The following is a 16760-nucleotide window of genomic DNA, read 5'->3' as shown; positions in this document are numbered from 1 at the left end:
GCGCCCGGGCGGGGGGGGCGGGCGGGGGGGGGGGGGGGCGCGGGCACGGGAGGGCGCGCGGCCGCTACTCCGGCAGGCGGTTGAGCCAGGTGATCGGCGTGACCGAGATCGCCGTCTCCGGCGAGCCGTCCCACTCCACCGGAAGCCCGGCCGCCGTCAGCGCGGCGGCGACCTCGCGCCCGACCTCGGCCGTCCGCCGTACGGCCGCCTCCGTCGGCTCGCCGTCCACCTGGAACCCGCCGTACCGCAGCATCAACGCACCGCCCCCGGCGGCCCGTTCGGTGTCCTGCTGATGGAAGAACACGAAGCCGCGCGAGCCCTCCTCGGCCTCGCCCCCGATCTCGGCGTAACCGCAGTTCGCGCAGCAGGTGAAGTCCATCGCGGCGACGATGCCCAGCTCCTCCAGGGCGTCGAAGGCGGCCTCCAGCCGGTCGACGTCGGTCGTCTCCGGCCAGGCGGCCTGCTCCCGCAGACGCTCCCGCCACAGCGGAGCGACGATCCGCTCCGCCTCCTCCACCGTCAGTCCCTGGTCGTCGAGGTCGTCGACCAGGGACTCGGCTATCTCGTCCGGTTCCTGGAAGCCGCACCGGATCAGCTCAAGGGCCCGCTCCTCGGCGTCCCGCAGTACCTCGGCGGCAAGGGTGCTCTGTACGGTGTCCTGGTCCATACCGGCATCCAAGCACCCGGCACTGACAGTCCGGCCCGGCCCGCCGCCACCTCGGTCCCGCCCCGCCGCAGCCCCGCCGGTTCCCGCGCTGACGTCGTACCGATGCCCACCGGCGCCGCGCGGACGCGTGCGCCGACCGCTCAGCCCGAGGCGAGCCGGAACTCCAGGTTGCCGAACCGCACCTGGTCGCCCGGCCGCACCCGCACCCCGCCGACGATCCGGAACCCGTTGACGTGCGTGCCGTTGGTCGACCCGAGGTCGTACAGCACCCAGCCGCCGCCCTCCCGGCGCAGCTCGGCGTGGTGCCGGGAGACCGAGGCGTCGTTCAGCCGCAGCCCCGCTCCGGGGATCCGTCCTATCGTCAACTGCCCGGCCCCGGCCTCGGGGAGGCTCAGCCCCGGCAGCCGCTCGGCCCGCCAGGCCCCGCGCAGCCGCACGCCGAACGCGGAGACCCGCCCGACGGCGCGCAGCACGAAGCGTCCCACCGGGTTCCCGGTCGGCAGGTCCGCCATCACCGCGTTCAACTCGGCGCGGCTGCCCGCGTGGAGGACGAGGTCCAGCCGCCCGAGAAAGGTGTCGTGCGACAGCCGGCCGTCGCCGGCCCCCTCCCGCAGCACCCCGAGGGCCCGTTCCCGCTCGGCCTCGGACGGCCGGACCACCCGGGTCCGGTTCTCACGCGACGTCATGGACCGATTCTCCGGCCGCCCCGCCCACCTGTCCAGATTCCCCGGAACGCCACTCCAGCGCGAAGTCGGCGCCCACCGCCAGCCGCCAGCCGCCAGCCGCCGGCCGCCGCCTCCGCGATCCGGACGAACGAGCGGTCGAGCAGCGCGGCGTAGGCGTGCAGGGCGGATGGGGCCAACGGGGCCTCCGGGTCGTCGTGGGCGGACCTCAGGCCTTCCGTGCGGCGGCCAGGATCTTGGCGGTGGTGTGCAGGAACCGCGAGGTCGCCGAGCCCCGGTAGGACTTCCCGAAGAGCGCACCGCTGGTGACCCACCTGCCGTCCTTCAGGTGCACCACGACGTACGCGGTGCCGGGGTCGGCGCCGATCACCTCGTAGTCGCCCTTCGGCGAGGTGTAGGGGATCGGGAAGTCGGCGGGCAGCGGCTCGGAGAGGAAGTTCACCGTGAGCCGCACCTCCGGGGTCACCTCGACGCCCGCGAACGGCTCGGCGTCCAGCAGCGCCTGGACCTCGTCCACCGTCCGCAGCAGCACCGGCACCGGGTAGCCCAGTTGCTCCTCCAGGTGGCGCTCGATCCGCCCGGTCAGCGCCGCCCGGCCCGCCGCGTCGGCGGCCTCGGCGGTGAAGAAGACGTTCCCGCTCTGGATGTAGGAGCCGACCCGCTCCAGGCCGAGCTCGCCGAACAGCGCGCGCAGGCGCTCCATCCGCACCGTCCGGCCGCCGACGTTCACGGCCCGCAGGAAGGCGATGTAGGTGGTGCTGGTAGAGGTCACCCGGCCAGTGTGGCACCGGGCACCGACACCGGACGGCGGCCGTCGGTGCCCGGTGCCACACTGGCGCCATGGCTACCTGGCAGGATTTCGAGCACGAGGCACCGGACCTGGCCCCCGCCGTGCGGGCCCGCTTCGAGGCCAGCAAGCACCACGTCCTGGCGACGCTCCGCAAGGACGGCTCGCCCCGGGTGAGCGGCACCGAGGTGGACTTCATCGGGGCCGACGTGGTGCTCGGGTCGATGCAGGGCGCGGTCAAGGCGCTGGACCTGCGCCGCGACCCCCGCTTCGCGCTGCACAGCAACCCGAGCGACGCCACGCTGGCCGAGGGCGACTCCAAGCTGTCCGGCCGGGCGGTCGAGCTCACCGACGCGGCGGACATCGCCGCCTACGAGGCCGAGCTGCCCGAGCCGCCGCCCGGCCCGTACCACGCCTTCCGGCTGGAACTGGAGCAGGTCGTGCACACCACCGTCGAGGGCGACGCGGTGCGGATCAGCTCCTGGCGCCCGGGCGGGCCGGTGCGGCGGTTCGAGCGCCGCTGACGGCGGCGGTCAGGGCAGGACGGACCGGAGCGCCTCGGGCGTGCGGGCGACCACGGCGTGGCCGTCGTCGGCGGTGATGATCGGGCGCTGGATCAGGATCGGGTGCTCGGCCATCGCCGCGAGCCAGCGCGCCCGGTCACCCGCCTCCCGGCCCCACTGCTTCATGCCGAGGTCCTTGGCCACCTGCTCGTCGGTCCGGGTGATGTCCCACGGCTCCAGCCCCAGCCGCTCCAGCACCTGCTCCAGCTCGGCGACGCTCGGCGGGTCCTCCAGGTAGCGCCGCACGGTGTACGTGACGCCGGCGCCGGTCAGTTCGCTCAGCGCGGTGCGGCACTTCCCGCAGCGGGGGTTGATCCAGATCTCCATCCCGCCAGCCTACCGACCCGCCCCCGCCCGGCCCCCGCCCGCGCGCCCCGCGCCGCCCGCCGCCGGCCCGGCCGGTTCCGTCCCCGCCGGGGAACTACCCTCCGGCCGCCGACAGTTGTCCAGCAGGGAGTCGGATCCACGGAGGGGAAGGCCGGATGGACGGCGCGTCGATCATCGAGCAGCTCATGACGACCGAGGGGCGGTTCGACCCCTACCCGCTGTACGCGCGGGCGCACGAACTCGGCGCGGCCGCCCCGGCGGGCCCCGGGGCGGTCCTGGTGGTGGGGCACGCCGCCGCCAACCAGGTGCTGCGCGACCCCGCCTTCGCCCTGGAGGACACCAGGAGCCTCGCCGCCGACCACGCGGAACTGCTCGCCCACCCCTCCGTCGAGCTCTTCGGCCGCTCGATCCTCCAGCGCAACGCACCCGACCACGGCCGGGTCCGCTCGCTGATCGCCTCGGCCTTCAACGCCCGCCGGGTCGCCTCGCTGCGGCCGGCGATCGAGGCGACGGTGGAGCGGCTGCTCGACGAACTGGCCGAGCGGGGCGCCGACGGCTCGTCCGTCGACTTCATGGACGCCTTCGCCTTCCGCCTCCCGGTCGAGGTGATCTGCGAACTGCTCGGCGTCCCCGCTGCCGACCGCCACCGCTTCCGCGGCCTGGCCTCCGACCTCACCATCGCCCTGGAGCTCATCCAGGACCTCGGCGAACTGGCCGCCGCCGACCTCGCGGCCGAGGAACTCTCGTCCTACTTCGCGGAGTTGACCGCCGAGCGGCTGGCCCGCCCGACCGGTGACCTGGTCAGCGACCTGGCCCGGATCGCCGCCGACTCCCCGGACCGGATCTCCGGCGAGGAACTGCTGAGCAACCTCGCCCTGCTCCTGGTGGCCGGCTTCGAGACCACCACCAACCTGATCGGCAACGGCCTCGCCCTGCTGTTCCACCACCCGGCGGCGGCCGAGGGCCTGCGCACCGGCGCCCTGGACCCCTCGCTCTTCACCGACGAGGTGCTGCGCTACGACTCCCCGGTGCAGGTGACCTCGCGGATCTCCACCGCCCCCGGTCTCACGGTGGCCGGCCTGCCCGCCCCGACCGGCACCGTCCTGTTCACCATGCTGGGCGCCGCCAACCACGACCCGGCCCGCTACCCCCGCCCGGACCGCTTCGACCCCACCCGCACCGACAGCCAGCCGCTCAGCTTCGGCGGCGGCCCGCACTTCTGCCTCGGCAGCCGACTCGCCCGGCTGGAGGCCGACATCGCCGCCCCCGCCCTCCTCGACCGGTTCCCCCGGCTCGCCCCCGGCGGCGTCCCCACCCGGCGCGACCGCCTCGTCCTGCGCGGCTACGAGACCCTTCCGGTCACCGTCCGCTGACCCGCTCGCGGGGCGGGCCGCCCGGGCCCGTCCCACTCCATCAGGTTGGCGAACAGCGCGGCCTGCTCCCGGGCGTCGTCGAGGGCGTGGTGTGTGTGCGGCAGATCGGGGAGCAGCTCCTTCGGCATCGAGCGCTTGCCGATCCCGGCGAACGGCAGGCCCGTCCGCGCCGCGTAGAGCGTCTTGACGTCCAGGCAGCCCGAGTGGCCGAACGGGCTGGAGCCGGTGAACCGGATCAGATACCAGTAGAGGAACTGCCAGTCGTAGACGGCCGGGTAGCCGACCATCACCGGCCGGTACCGCCGCCCGTCCGGGCCGGTGCGCAGCCGCTCCAGCCAGCGGGTGAACCGGCCCATGGCGACGCCCGGATCGGTGCCGCCGGCGATCAGCGCCGCCCGGTCCAGCCCCGAGACGGCCAGCGCCTCGGGCACCCAGTCCTCGGAGACGGGCCGCAGCTCCTGGTAGAAGCCCGCCGCCGCGGCCGGGGCCCGCCGGAAGCCGTCCGCGTCGTGCCATCCGGCGACCGCCGCGCCGAAGCTGACCATCGAGTACGGCCCGGGGATCGGCCCGTCCGCCTCGACGTCCACCGACACGTACACCGTCGGCGTGACCTTGCCCGCCGCCCCGCTCGTCGTTCCCATGCGCCAAGTCTCGGCCCTCGGAGCGGCCTTGACCACCCGGTTTCGCCGGACGGCGCCCACCGGAGCGCCGCCGTCCGCCCCCCTCGGCCGTCCGCCCTCCTCAGCCGTCCGCGAGGTGCCGGGTGCGGGCGGACTGGTAGCCGCAGCCGGCGGCGTCGAAGGCGGCCGCGACGGCGTCCAGGCGCGCGAGGTCGCCGTCCAGCAGGGCCTGCGCCCGGTCGAGCTGCGCGGTGGCGACCGGGTTCCCGGCGACCACCGCCCGGGCCCCGGCGAGGCGGGCCCGGGCGTCCGGGTGGCCGGCCAGCACCGACGCCTCGACGCGGAGTGCCGTGTACCAGTGCAGCCAGACCCAGGAGACCCATTTCCAGACCTCCTCGGGCGCCGGCGCGATCCGCGCCAGGGCGGCCTGCGCGTCCCCGCGGTGCAGCAGCACCAGGGCGTCGAACACCGCGCCGTAGCCGTACCGGTGCTCCTCCTCGGGGCCCGCGCGGCCGGCGACGGCGAGCCAGGCGGCCCGGGCGCCGTCGTCGGCGCGCAGGCCGTGGACCGCGGCGACCGCCGCGGCGGCCGGGCCGAGCGAGAAGGACCGCGGCCGCCCGCCCTGCTCCCACGCGTCGAGGAACCGCACGCCGGTCGCCGCCACCTCCTCGGTCCGCCCGGCGAACGCGTCCGCGACCAGCAGCCAGGACGTGGCGTGGTGGCCGACCTCGGCCAGCAGCGGGTGCCCGGCGAGCTGCCCGCCCCACCGCCGGGCCAGGTCCAGCTCGCCGACGCCGATCGCGGTGGCGGCGGCCATCGCGAGGGCGTCCACCCGTTCGTGCGTTCCGGCCGGGGTGGGCGGCACCGCCTGTGGCAGGTCGACCCGGCGGCGGGCGGCCGCGGCGGCCGCGAACGGCTCTCCGGCCCAGCTGCGCGCGCCGGAGAGGGCGTCCAGGGCGGCGGACTCGGCGACCGGGTCGCCCGCCCGCCGGGCCAGCTCGACCGCCCGTTCGGCGAAGGCGACCGTCTCCCGCGCGGTGTTGTCCGGGCTGCCTTGGACGGAGCCGTAGGCGTCCGCGAGCACCGCCGCCTCGGCCAGCGCCAGGGCCGCCCCGGTCGCGGCGGAGCCGTCGGCCGACTCCCGGGCCCGCCCGAGCAGGTCGGCCACCTCCCCGGCGGGGGGAATCCGGGTGAAGGTGCTGGAGAAGCGGTACGCGACGGTGGCGGCGGCCGCCAGGTCACGGGCACCGCCGCCGTCCCCGGCCCGGCGGGCGGCTTCGGCGGCGGCGCGGTGCAGGCGGTACAGGTCGTCGCCGAGCCCGCGGCATCCGGCCACCCCGGCGGCCTCCCGCAGCGCCGCCGCGGCCACCGTCGGGCCGTCGGCCAGCGCGGCCGCCTGCTCGAAGCGCTGCTGCGCCTCCCCGAGCAGGTTGCGGGCGAAGGCCGACCCCGCCAGGGCCAGGGCGAGCCGGTGCGCCCGCGCCCGCAGTTCCGGCTGCCCGGCGGCCCGGTCGAGGGCGGCCCGCAGCTCGTCCGCCACCGCGTCGAACCGAGCCCGCCGGTCGGGGCCGTCGGTCCCGGCCAGCTCGTCCGCGCCCGCCAGGCACCAGGCGAGGTGCCGGGAGCCGGTCTCGGCCTGCTCCCCGGCCTCGGCCAGCCGCTCGGCCCCGTACTGGCGGATGGTCTCCGGAGCCCGGTACCGGGTGCCCTCCGCCGCCGGGGCCGCGGTCAGCAGGCTCTGCTCGGCCAGCCGCCCGAGCCCGTCGGCGACGGCCGCCGGATCCAGCGGGGCGAACCCCGCCACCGCGATCGCCGCCCCGGCGGTGAACGGCTGGACGAACGCCGACACCCGGCGCAGCAGTGCCCGGTCGGCGGGCTCCAGCAGGTCGTGGCTCCAGTCCAGCGCGGCCCGCACCGAGCGGTGCCGGTCGCCCGCGCGCGGGCCTCCGGCGAGGATCCGCAGCTGGTCGGAGAGGCCGGCCGTCAGCCCGTCCAGGCCGAGCGTCGGCCAGCGGGCCGCCGCCAGTTCGATCGCCAGCGCCATGCCGTCGAGCCGTTCGCAGACGGCCGCGATCCGCTCCCGTAGCGCCGGGTCGGGGGCCGCGCCGGCCGCCGTCGCCCGTTCGACGAACAGCGCCACCGCCTCCGACGATCCGCCGCCGTCCCGGGACAGCGGCGCCACGGGGAAGACCCGCTCGAACGGCACCAGCAGCCGGGCCCGGCTGGTCGCCAGCGCCCTGACCTGCGGACAGGCCGTCAGCAACCGCTCCAGGAAAGGCGCGACGCCGTCCCGGACCTGTTCGCAGTTGTCCAGCACCAGCAGCGCCCGGTGGTCGGCCAGCGCGGCGGACAGCGCCTCCTCGTGGCCGCGCCCGGGTTGCTCGCCGACCCCCAGCGCGGCCGCGACCGCCGCCGCCACCCGGTCCGGATCCATGACCGGCGCCAGGTCGACGAACCAGGCGCCGTCCGCGAAGCCGCCCGCCAGGTCCGCCGCCACCGCCAGCGCCAGCCGGGTCTTGCCCACCCCGCCCGGACCGACCGCGGTCACCTGCCGGTGCGCGGCCAGCGCCGCGGCCAGCTCCGCGCGCTCCCGCTCCCGGCCGACGAACGCCGTGAGCGGCGCCGGCAGGGCGGGCGCCGGACGCGACCGCCCGGCGCCGGCGAGCTCGGCCGCGCGCCGGGAGAGTGCCCGGCGGTCCGGCAGCTCCAACTTGCGCAGCAGCGCGGAGGTGTGGGACTCCACCGTGCGGACGGAGATGAACAGCCGAGCGGCGATCTCGGCATTGCTGAGGTGCTCGCCGAGGAGCGCGAGCACGTCGGCTTCGCGGGGCGAGATCACGGAAGCGGACACCGCGCCATTATGCGGGGCGCCTCCGTACCGCTCTCCGTACCCCGTTCCGTGGTCGGCACGGATGCCCCGGCCACCCCGGCCGCGGGAGGCTGTGACCAACCCCGCCGGACCCGACAGGAGTGAGTGACCATGGCCGCACCGCGCCCCCGCGCCCAGCGCCGACACGACGCCGAGCAGCGCCTCGCCCACGACCTCGACGTCTGGGTGGCCACGGCCTCGCCGGACGGCACGCCCCACCTCGTGCCGCTCTCCTTCGACTGGGACGGCGAGGCGCTGCTGCTCGCCACCCCGTCCGGCAGCCCGACCGGCCGCAACCTCGCCGCCACCGGCACCGTCCGGCTGGCCCTGGGCCACACCCGGGACGTCTGCCTGATCGAGGGCGCGGTCGAGGTCCTGGACCTCGACGCCCTCCCGTCCGAGCGCGGCGACCGCTTCGCCGCCCGTACCGGCTTCGACCCGCGCGCCTGCGCCACGTCCTACCGATGGTTCCGGGTCACGCCCCGCGGCGTCCGCTGCTGGCGCGAGGAGAACGAGCTGGCCGGCCGCGAGCTGATGCGCGACGGCCGCTGGCTCGACCGACCGGCACCGCGGTCCTGACCGGTCCCCCCGTTCCCACCGACACCTCACCGACACCTCACCGCAAAGGCCTTCCACCATGACGAACACCGCCACGACCCGGACCTTCGACGGCTTCACCGACGACGAGCGCGCGGCGATGAAGGAGCACGCCGAGGAGCTCAAGACCGCGGCCCGCCGCAGCCCCCGCACCGCCAAGGCCGACGGCGAGCAGGACGTCCTCGCCAAGATCGCCGGGATGGAGCCCGCCGACCGCGCCCTCGCCGAACGCCTCCACGCCCTCGTCAAGGCCGCCGCCCCGTCCCTGACCCCCCGGCTCTGGTACGGCATGCCCGCCTACGCCAAGGACGGCAAGGTCCTCTGCTTCTTCCAGAGCGCCCAGAAGTTCAAGTCCCGCTACGCCACCCTTGGCTTCAGCGACGTCGCCGCCCTCGACGACGGCGCCCTGTGGCCCACCACCTACGCCCTCACCACCCTCACCCCCGCCGTCGAGTCCCACCTCACCGCCCTCCTCACCCGCGCCACGGCCTGACCCCGCCCCCGGCACCGAACGCGCCCCTGCGGACCGGCTCTCCGCCGGCCCGCAGGGGCGCGTGGGCGACCCCGGGCGCAGCGCCGCGGGTCGAAGGGCCCTCTAGAGGTCGTAGTAGAGCTCGAACTCGTGGGGGTGGGGGCGGAGGGCGATGGGGGCGATCTCCTGGGTGCGCTTGAAGTCGATCCAGGTCTCGATGAGGTCGGGGGTGAAGACGTTGCCGGCGAGGAGGTACTCGTGGTCGGCTTCGAGGGCCTCCAGGACGGCGGGGAGGGAGGCGGGGACCTGGGGGACGTTGGCGTGGTCCTCGGGGGCCAGTTCGTAGAGGTCCTTGTCGACCGGCTCCAGGGGCTCGATCTTGTTCTTGATGCCGTCCAGGCCGGCCATCAGCATGGCGGAGAAGGCCAGGTAGGGGTTGGAGGAGGGGTCGGGGGCGCGGAACTCGATGCGCTTGGCCTTGGCGTTGGAGCCGGTGATCGGGATGCGGATCGCGGCGGAGCGGTTGCGCTGGGAGTAGACCAGGTTGACCGGGGCCTCGAAGCCGGGCACCAGGCGGTGGTAGGAGTTCACCGACGGGTTGGTGAAGGCGAGCAGCGACGGGGCGTGCTTGAGCAGGCCGCCGATGTAGTAGCGGGCCATGTCGGAGAGGCCGGCGTAGCCCTGCTCGTCGTAGAAGAGCGGCGAGCCCTCGCTCCACAGCGACTGGTGGACGTGCATGCCCGAGCCGTTGTCGCCGAAGATCGGCTTCGGCATGAAGGTGGCCGTCCTGCCGTTCCGCCAGGCGACGTTCTTGATGATGTACTTGAACAGCATCAGGTCGTCGGCCGCGTGCAGCAGGGTGTTGAACTTGTAGTTGATCTCGGCCTGGCCGGCCGTGCCGACCTCGTGGTGCTGGCGCTCGACCTCCAGGCCGGCCCTGGCCAGCTCCAGGGACATCTCGGCGCGCAGGTCGGCGAAGTGGTCGACGGGCGGGACGGGGAAGTAGCCGCCCTTGTACTTGACCTTGTAGCCGCGGACGTCGCCCTCGGTGGAGCCGCTGTTCCAGGCGCCGGCCTCGGAGTCGATGTGGTAGTAGGAGGCGTTGGCGCTGGTGTCGAAGCGGACCGAGTCGAAGACGTAGAACTCGGCCTCGGGGCCGAAGAACGCGGTGTCCGCGATGCCGGAGGAGGCGAGGTAGGCCTCGGCCTTCTTGGCGACGTTGCGCGGGTCGCGGCTGTAGGCCTCGCCGGTCACCGGGTCCTGGATGAAGAAGTTGATGTTGAGGTGCTTGGCCTCGCGGAACGGGTCCAGGCGGGCCGTGGCGAGGTCGGGGACCAGGGCCATGTCGGACTCGTGGATGGCCTGGAAACCGCGGATCGACGAGCCGTCGAACATCAGGATCTCGGACGGGTCGAACGTCGCCGCGGGTACGGAGAAGTGCTGCAAGACGCCCGGCAGGTCGCAGAAGCGGACGTCGACGAACTTCACGTCGTTGTCCTGGATGAACTGCTTCACTTCGGCGGCGTTGTTGAACATCCATCCTCCTCGGTGTTGCGAATGGGGCACACCCTAGGAACGGGCCGTTTCCGACCGGTGACCCGGTCGTTTCCTGAATGTTAACCGCCGTCGCCGGGTGGCCCGCAAAGCCGTACGGGACGGGACAAAACGCCTGGCCCCGCCGGGCCGGATCGGTCAAGTGGTCTAGACCATTCGGGGGAGTGGCGGTAAGTCGGCGGCGGCCGATTCACTCTTCGGTGGCGGGCCCGGCGGGGGAGGCGGTGGCCGATCCCGGCGTTCGCCCGGTTAATGTGGATTCGTGGACACCAGAGAAGCGTTGGGATCGTGGATCGACGGCCCGAAGGCGGCCGCCGAGAAGATGGGCGCCGACTTCGGCCACCGCGGTGAGCGCCTCGGACTGCCCAAGGAGGGCCCCGGTTCGATCGCCGGGCCCGCCCGCCGCGTGGGCGCGCTGTTCGTCGACGGCTGGCTGGTCGCCCTGATCGCCTACGGGCTGATCGGCAAGGGCTCGGCGGCCTCGGCGAACCTGTGGACCACCCCGCTGTTCTTCGCCGTCACCGTGCTGCTGCTCGCCACCACCGGGACGACCGTCGGCAAGCGGCTGTTCGGGCTGCGGGTCGTCCGGCTGGACGGCAACCGGGCGACCATCCCGCAGGTGCTGCTGCGCACGGTGCTGCTCTGCCTGCTGGTGCCGGCGCTGGTCTGGGACCGGGACACCCGCGGTCTGCACGACAAGGCGGTCGGCACCGTCGAGGTCCGGATCTGAACACGGCCCGGAGCTGAACACGGCCCGGATCCGGGCACGGTCCGGAGCGAGTGCGCCGGCCGTGCCCGGGAACGGCGAACGGCCCCGCCGCGGAGGCTTCCGCGGCGGGGCCGTTCTCGTACTGTCGACGGGGGAGGGGCTCAGCGAACCTGGCCGCCCTTGGGCATCCGGGCGCCCTTGGGCATCGGGCCCTTGGGGATCGGCGCCTTGGAGAGCAGGTCGCCCAGCGCGCGCAGGCGGTCGTTGGTCTCGGTGACCTGGGCGGGCGTGATGGCGCGCGGCAGACGCATCAGGTGGATCTGCAGCTTCTTCAGCGGGACCTCGCCCTCGCCGTTGCCCACCACGATGTCGTGCACCGGCACGTCGCCGACGACCCGGGCCATCTTCTTCTTCTCCGACGCGAGCAGCTGGCGGACCCGGTTCGGGTTGCCCTCGCCGATCAGCGCGATGCCGGCCCGGCCCACGGCGCGGTAGACCGCGTCCTGGCTACGGGTGACGGCCACCGGGGTGGAGCTGGCGCTCCAGCCGCGCCGGATGTTGTTCAGCACCGCCGCGACAGCGCCCGGCTGCCCCTCCATCTGCCCGAACGCGGCACGCTCGGCCCGGCGCCCGAAGACGATCGCCATGGCCAGGAAGGCCACGATGAAGCCCAGGATGCCCAGGTAGACGGGGTGCTCGATCGCGAAGCCGATGGCGAGGAACACGCCGAAGGTCAGCAGGCCGACGCCGGCGATGATCAGGCCGATCTTGGTGTCGACCTTCTTGGTCATGGTGTACGCCGTGCGGATCTGCTTCAGCCGCCCGGGGTTCTCGGATGTTTCCCTCGCCATAATGCTCATGGTACGTGGCGTGGGTACGGGATATCCAAGCCCGGGTACCCGTTCGCTCGAACCGTGACCCGGAGTGCCGCTACGGAAGCGGCCGCCGGCGCACCGGCCTGAGCGTCGCCGGACCCGTCCGCGCCCCCGCCGCGGCCTCCGCCGCCAGGGCGTCGTGCCGGCGGTCGGCCGCGTGCCGGCGGTCCTCGCAGACCGCCGCCCAGGCGTTGCGCCGGGCCTGCCGCTGCCCGCCGTCCAGCAGCACGCTCTCGGCGAACCGCAGCGCCGCCCCCACCGACCGGATCCGCATTCGCATGCCGCACAGCTCCCCTCGTGACCGCAGCCGTGGCTGAGAAGGATCGAACAATCGTGGCGAGCCCATCGTCACCACCCCGTGTTACCAGCCCGTGACCTGGTCGTCAAAGCGTGATGAACGCGAAAGGGCGGAGCCGAGGCTCCGCCCTTCGAGTGGCGCGAAACGCGCGGTGACGCGCGCGGCGCGGCCGGTCGGCTCAGACCGCGGCCTGCTCGCGGCGCTCCAGCGCCTGCCGGTACAGCCGCCCGGCGCGGTACGACGAGCGGACCAGCGGGCCGGACATGACCCCGGCGAAGCCGAGCTCCTCGGCCTCCTCCTGCAGCTCCACGAACTCCTGCGGCTTGACCCAGCGCTCCACCGGGTGGTGGCGCAGCGACGGGCGCAGGTACTGGGTGATGGTGATCAGCTCGCAGCCGGCCCCGACCAGGTCGGCCAGCGCCTGGCTGACCTCCTCGCGGGTCTCGCCCATGCCCAGGATCAGGTTGGACTTGGTGACCAGCCCGGCGGCGCGCGCCTGGGTGATGACGTCCAGCGAGCGCTCGTAGCGGAAGGCGGGGCGGATCCGCTTGAAGATCCGCGGCACCGTCTCGACGTTGTGCGCCAGCACCTCGGGGCGGGACGAGAAGACCTCGGCCAGCTGCTCCGGCACCGCGTTGAAGTCCGGGATCAGCAGCTCGACACCGGTGCGGCCGCTGTCGCGGCCGGCGGTCATCGCGTGCACCTGGCGCACGGTCTCGGCGTACAGCCAGGCGCCGCCGTCCGGCAGGTCGTCCCGGGCGACACCGGTGATGGTGGCGTAGTTGAGGTCCATGGTGACGATGGACTCGGCGACGCGGCGCGGCTCGTCCCGGTCGAACTCGGCGGGCTTGCCGGTGTCGATCTGGCAGAAGTCGCAGCGGCGGGTGCACTGGTCACCGCCGATGAGGAAGGTCGCCTCGCGGTCCTCCCAGCACTCGAAGATGTTGGGGCAGCCGGCCTCCTGGCAGACCGTGTGCAGCCCCTCCTTCTTCACCAGCGACTGGAGGGCGTTGTACTCCGGGCCCATCTTCGCGCGGGTCTTGATCCACTCGGGCTTCCGCTCGATGGGGGTCTCGCTGTTGCGGACCTCCAGGCGGAGCAGCTTCCTGCCGTCGGGTGCGACAGCGGACACGTGCGACTCCTAGAACTAGACGGGGTACCCCCAGGGTACGCCTGTGCTTGTACGGCCTTCGCCGGGGCTGCGGCCCCGCAATCGCAGGGCAACAGGACTACCGGCGGGTAGATTCCCGGTGCCGGGTGGGGGCCGGGACGGGGATCGGAAGGGGGATCGGAAAACGGGGAGGGCCGGGGGCGGCCGGGCCTCAGCGGCCGGGCGCGGGCTCCGGCAGCTCGGCGAGCACCTCGGCCAGGTGCTTCTCGACCAGCGGCAGCGCCTCGGAGACGGTGAAGTCCCGCTCCAGCTCGCCGGCCAGCGAGGCGACCCCGGCGTCCCGGATCCCGCACGGCACGATCTTGTCGAACCAGGCCATGTCCGGGTCGCAGTTCAGCGCGAAGCCGTGCATGGTCACCCCGCGCGCGACCCGGACGCCGATCGCGGCCAGCTTGCGGTCGTCACCGCGCTGCCCGGCGTTGGACGGCGCGTACTCGGGGCCGGCCAGCCGCGGGTCGATGCCCAGCGGCAGGCCCATCCGCAGGGTGAGCTTGCCGATGTCCACCACCTGCGCCGGGTCCACCACCGCGCCGGGGATGTTCCGGCCCAGTACCCAGACGCCGCTGCGGCCCTCGACCCGGGTGGTCTCCACGCCGAACGCGCCGCACGCGCGGATCAGCGCCTCCTCCAGCCGCCGCACGTACGCGATCACGTCGATCGGGTCCGGCAGCTTGACGATCGGGTAGCCGACCAGCTGGCCGGGGCCGTGCCAGGTGATCTCGCCGCCCCGGTTGACCTCGACCACGGGGGTGCCGTCCAGCGGCAGGTCGGCCGGGTTGGTGCGCTTGCCCATGGTGTAGACGGGCTGGTGCTCCAGCAGCAGCACCGTGTCCGGGATCTCGTCCGCGACCCGCAGGGCGTGCAGCCGCTGCTGCTCCTCCCAGGCCTCCTGGTAGGGGACGGCGCCCTCGCCGATGCCCATGCGTATGAACCGCACGTTCTCGCTCACCGCTGCTCCTTGCCAGGCGTTCGAGACCAACCTCGCCACTGTACGCCCGCCCGCCGCCGAACCGGCCGGGCCCCTGTCCCGCCCGGAGCGCGACCGGGGCCCGGCCGCGGCTCACGGCCCGGACAGCAGCTGGAGCCGCAGCGCCAACTGGAGCTCCAGGGAGCGCTCCGGGGCGTTCCAGTCCCGGCCCAGCAGCACCTCGACCCGGTCCAGCCGCTGCACCACGGTGTTCACGTGGACGTGCAGCTCGTCCTTGGCCCGGGTGAGGCTGCCGCCGCAGTCGAAGTACGCCCGCAGGGTGCGGACCAGCTCGGTACCGCGCCGGGCGTCGTACTCCAGCAGCGGGCCCAGCGTCGCGCCCACGAAGCCCGCCACGTCGTGGCCGTCGCCGAGCAGCACGCCCAGGAAGCCGAGCGCCCGCGCCGAGGCGCCCTCGCCGGACCGGCCGAGCACCCGCAGCGCCCGGACGCAGCGCAGTCCCTCGGCGTACGCGGCGGCCAGCGCGACCGGCCCGGCGGCGGGACGCCCGGCGCCCACCGTGACCGGGAACCCGGCCAGCCGGGCCAGCCGCTCGGCGGCCTGCCCGGCCACCCGCTGCGCGGTGTCCCCGTCACCGGCCCCGCCGCTCCCGTCGCCGTCCCCGCCGGTCCCGCCGTTCCCGCCCTCCCCGTCCGGCACCAGCAGCACCACCGCCTCCGCGTGCTCCGCGCTGATGCCGCGCGAGCCGAACAGGTACCGCCCCGCCGCGCCCGCCAGCCGGGAGCGGGCGCCGGTGTCCCGCGCGTCGCCCGGTTCGGCGACCAGCACCAGGTGCGGGCGGCCGAGGTCGACGCCCAGCCGGCGGCCGCGCGCGGTCAGCCCGGCCGGGTCCCGGTCCGGGGCGGTGAGCAGGTCGGCCAGCAGCTCGCCGCGCACCCGGTTCTCCGTCTCGGCGACCGAGCGCCGCAGCAGCAGGAGCAGCGCGGTGACCACCCCGGCCCGCTCGAACAGCCGGCGGTCGGCGTCGTCGAGGTCCGGACGGCCGCGCAGCACCAGCGTGCCGAGCTGCTCCTGGCCGGCCAGCACCGCGCAGACCCAGGCCTCGCCGTGGCGCACCGAACGCCCCTCGGCCCGGGGCACGGCCGCCGCCCCGGCCGTCCCGGCAGCCGGCGCGGGGGCCCGGCCGGCCAGCGGCTCGCCCTCGGCGTCCAGAACGGCTATCTCGCCGCCGAGCAGGGCGGCCACCGCCGCGGCGACGTCCGGCACCGCGGCCCCGCGCAGCACCAGGTCGGTGAGCCGGTCGTGGCCCCGCTCGGCGCGCTGGACGGCGGCGGCGTGGGCGCGGATCAGCTCGTTGGCGCTGTTCAGCTCGGCGAGCGCGGCCCGGGTGTCGGCCAGCGACTTGGCGGTGTCCAGCGCGATCGCGGCGTGCGCGGCCAGCGTGCAGAGCAGCGCGACCTCGTCGGGGGAGAAGGCGCGCGGCGAGCGGTCGGCGGCGAACAGCACGCCGATCACCCGGCCGCCGAGCAGCAGCGGCACGCCGATGATCGCCACCAGGCCCTCGTCCAGCACGCCCGCGTCGATGCTGCCGGTGTGGTGGAACCGCTCGTCGGTCCGGTAGTCGGGGGTGGCGTACGGGCGGGCGGTCTGCGCGACCAGGCCGCCGAGTCCGTCGCCGAGGCTGAGCCGCAGGGTCTGGAAGAGCACCGAGACCGAGCCGTCGGTGACCCGCATGTAGGTGTCGCCGGTGGCCTCGTCCGGGAGGGTCAGGTAGGCGGTGTCGGTGCCGAGCAGCATCCGGGCCCGGCGGACGATCGCCTGGAGCACGGCGTCCAGGTCGCGGGAGGCGGCCAGGTCGCCGGCGGTGTCGAACAGCGCCGTCAGCTCGGCCTCCCGGCGCCGGTGCTGGCGCATCGTGCGGTGGACCCGCAGCGCCTGCCAGGTGGCGCCGTCGATCTCGTTCAGCACCGCGGCCGGCGCGCCCTGCCGGCGGGCGTCGGCGAGCACGTCGGCGAAGTCCTCGGTGGCGGCGCCGGAGGCGAGCAGCTCCAGGAGGCGGCGGAGCGCGGGCGCCGAGCTGGTGTGGAGGTCGTTCATGGTGCGGCCGCCCATCGACAGTGGTGTTCGTGCCCGGGGAGGGAAGCGAGATCGTAGCCGCTCGGCCCCGCCGGCCGTCGGGGGGGGGCGGGGCGCGCGGGGGGGGGCGGCCCCCCCCCCCCCCCGCCGGCCGGCCCCCCCCCCCCCCCCGACCCCCCCCCCCCGCGCCG

At 74.8% G+C, this 16760-nt stretch carries 17 protein-coding genes; 5 read left to right on the top strand and 12 right to left on the bottom strand.

Annotated elements, in window-relative coordinates; genetic code table 11:
* Positions 1-64: 64 nt before the first annotated feature.
* The 3 genes from ACFVFS_RS37415 to ACFVFS_RS37405 all read right to left on the bottom strand — a co-directional run bounded on the left by ACFVFS_RS37415 (position 65) and on the right by ACFVFS_RS37405 (position 2122).
* Positions 65-667: a DUF6891 domain-containing protein gene (locus ACFVFS_RS37415; RefSeq protein WP_380629457.1), complete on the bottom strand. Its 603-nt coding sequence runs from the start codon at positions 665-667 to the stop codon at positions 65-67.
* Between the two features lie 140 nt (positions 668-807).
* Positions 808-1353 carry an FHA domain-containing protein gene (locus ACFVFS_RS37410; protein WP_380629456.1) on the bottom strand — a complete coding sequence of 182 codons (546 nt, stop codon included), beginning with the start codon at positions 1351-1353 and terminating at the stop codon, positions 808-810.
* A 205-nt stretch (positions 1354-1558) separates the two neighbouring features.
* Positions 1559-2122: a DUF1697 domain-containing protein gene (locus ACFVFS_RS37405; protein ID WP_380629455.1), complete on the bottom strand. Its 564-nt coding sequence runs from the start codon at positions 2120-2122 to the stop codon at positions 1559-1561.
* Positions 2123-2190: 68 nt separating this feature from the next.
* On the opposite strand from ACFVFS_RS37405, the gene ACFVFS_RS37400 reads away from it, so the two are divergent.
* Complete coding sequence (locus ACFVFS_RS37400) at positions 2191-2661, top strand: pyridoxamine 5'-phosphate oxidase family protein (RefSeq protein ID WP_380629454.1); 471 nt, start codon at positions 2191-2193, stop codon at positions 2659-2661.
* Between the two features lie 9 nt (positions 2662-2670).
* Here ACFVFS_RS37400 and ACFVFS_RS37395 read toward each other — a convergent pair whose 3' ends face one another.
* On the bottom strand, positions 2671-3027 hold the full coding sequence (locus ACFVFS_RS37395) for an arsenate reductase family protein (RefSeq protein ID WP_380629453.1): 357 nt from the start codon (positions 3025-3027) through the stop codon (positions 2671-2673).
* 155 nt (positions 3028-3182) lie between these two features.
* Between ACFVFS_RS37395 and ACFVFS_RS37390 the strand changes: the two genes are divergently transcribed.
* Positions 3183-4400, top strand: coding sequence for a cytochrome P450 (locus ACFVFS_RS37390; RefSeq protein ID WP_380629452.1), 1218 nt, complete (start codon positions 3183-3185; stop codon positions 4398-4400).
* Here ACFVFS_RS37390 and ACFVFS_RS37385 read toward each other — a convergent pair.
* Together ACFVFS_RS37385 and ACFVFS_RS37380 are read right to left on the bottom strand one after the other, a co-directional pair.
* Positions 4370-5041: an exonuclease gene (locus ACFVFS_RS37385; RefSeq protein WP_380629451.1), complete on the bottom strand. Its 672-nt coding sequence runs from the start codon at positions 5039-5041 to the stop codon at positions 4370-4372. The genes ACFVFS_RS37390 and ACFVFS_RS37385 overlap by 31 nt on opposite strands.
* Before the next feature lie 100 nt (positions 5042-5141).
* The gene (locus ACFVFS_RS37380) at positions 5142-7871 is read right to left on the bottom strand and encodes an ATP-binding protein (protein ID WP_380629449.1); all 2730 of its coding nucleotides are present in this window, start codon (positions 7869-7871) and stop codon (positions 5142-5144) included.
* Between the two features lie 129 nt (positions 7872-8000).
* On the opposite strand from ACFVFS_RS37380, the gene ACFVFS_RS37375 reads away from it, so the two are divergent.
* Positions 8001-8468 (top strand): pyridoxamine 5'-phosphate oxidase family protein, encoded by a 468-nt coding sequence (locus tag ACFVFS_RS37375; RefSeq protein ID WP_380629447.1) that lies wholly within the window; start codon positions 8001-8003, stop codon positions 8466-8468.
* A 58-nt stretch (positions 8469-8526) separates the two neighbouring features.
* Positions 8527-8979: an iron chaperone gene (locus tag ACFVFS_RS37370; protein ID WP_380629445.1), complete on the top strand. Its 453-nt coding sequence runs from the start codon at positions 8527-8529 to the stop codon at positions 8977-8979.
* A 102-nt stretch (positions 8980-9081) separates the two neighbouring features.
* On the opposite strand, the gene glnA is transcribed toward ACFVFS_RS37370, so the two are convergent.
* Entirely contained in the window at positions 9082-10494 is a 1413-nt protein-coding gene (glnA, locus tag ACFVFS_RS37365) for a type I glutamate--ammonia ligase (protein WP_380629443.1), read from the bottom strand.
* A gap of 280 nt (positions 10495-10774) precedes the next feature.
* On the opposite strand from glnA, the gene ACFVFS_RS37360 reads away from it, so the two are divergent.
* Entirely contained in the window at positions 10775-11242 is a 468-nt protein-coding gene (locus tag ACFVFS_RS37360) for an RDD family protein (RefSeq protein ID WP_380629441.1), read from the top strand.
* A gap of 140 nt (positions 11243-11382) precedes the next feature.
* Here the strand turns inward: ACFVFS_RS37360 and ACFVFS_RS37355 are convergent, their stop codons facing one another.
* The 5 genes from ACFVFS_RS37355 to ACFVFS_RS37335 form a co-directional block, all read right to left on the bottom strand.
* On the bottom strand, positions 11383-12081 hold the full coding sequence (locus tag ACFVFS_RS37355; RefSeq protein WP_380629440.1) for a DUF4191 domain-containing protein: 699 nt from the start codon (positions 12079-12081) through the stop codon (positions 11383-11385).
* A 70-nt stretch (positions 12082-12151) separates the two neighbouring features.
* Complete coding sequence (locus ACFVFS_RS37350; RefSeq protein WP_380629439.1) at positions 12152-12376, bottom strand: hypothetical protein; 225 nt, start codon at positions 12374-12376, stop codon at positions 12152-12154.
* Positions 12377-12572: 196 nt separating this feature from the next.
* The gene (lipA, locus tag ACFVFS_RS37345; RefSeq protein WP_380629437.1) at positions 12573-13526 is read right to left on the bottom strand and encodes a lipoyl synthase; all 954 of its coding nucleotides are present in this window, start codon (positions 13524-13526) and stop codon (positions 12573-12575) included.
* A 190-nt stretch (positions 13527-13716) separates the two neighbouring features.
* Entirely contained in the window at positions 13717-14487 is a 771-nt protein-coding gene (gene lipB / locus ACFVFS_RS37340) for a lipoyl(octanoyl) transferase LipB (RefSeq protein WP_380629459.1), read from the bottom strand.
* Positions 14488-14625: 138 nt separating this feature from the next.
* A complete protein-coding gene (locus tag ACFVFS_RS37335) occupies positions 14626-16590 on the bottom strand; it encodes a helix-turn-helix domain-containing protein (protein ID WP_380629458.1) in 1965 nt (654 codons plus the stop codon).
* Positions 16591-16760: the final 170 nt, after the last annotated feature.

It is taken from the genome of Kitasatospora sp. NPDC057692 (assembly GCF_042799475.1).
Lineage (GTDB): Bacteria > Actinomycetota > Actinomycetes > Streptomycetales > Streptomycetaceae > Kitasatospora.
This window is presented reverse-complemented; position numbering and strand designations above follow the sequence as displayed.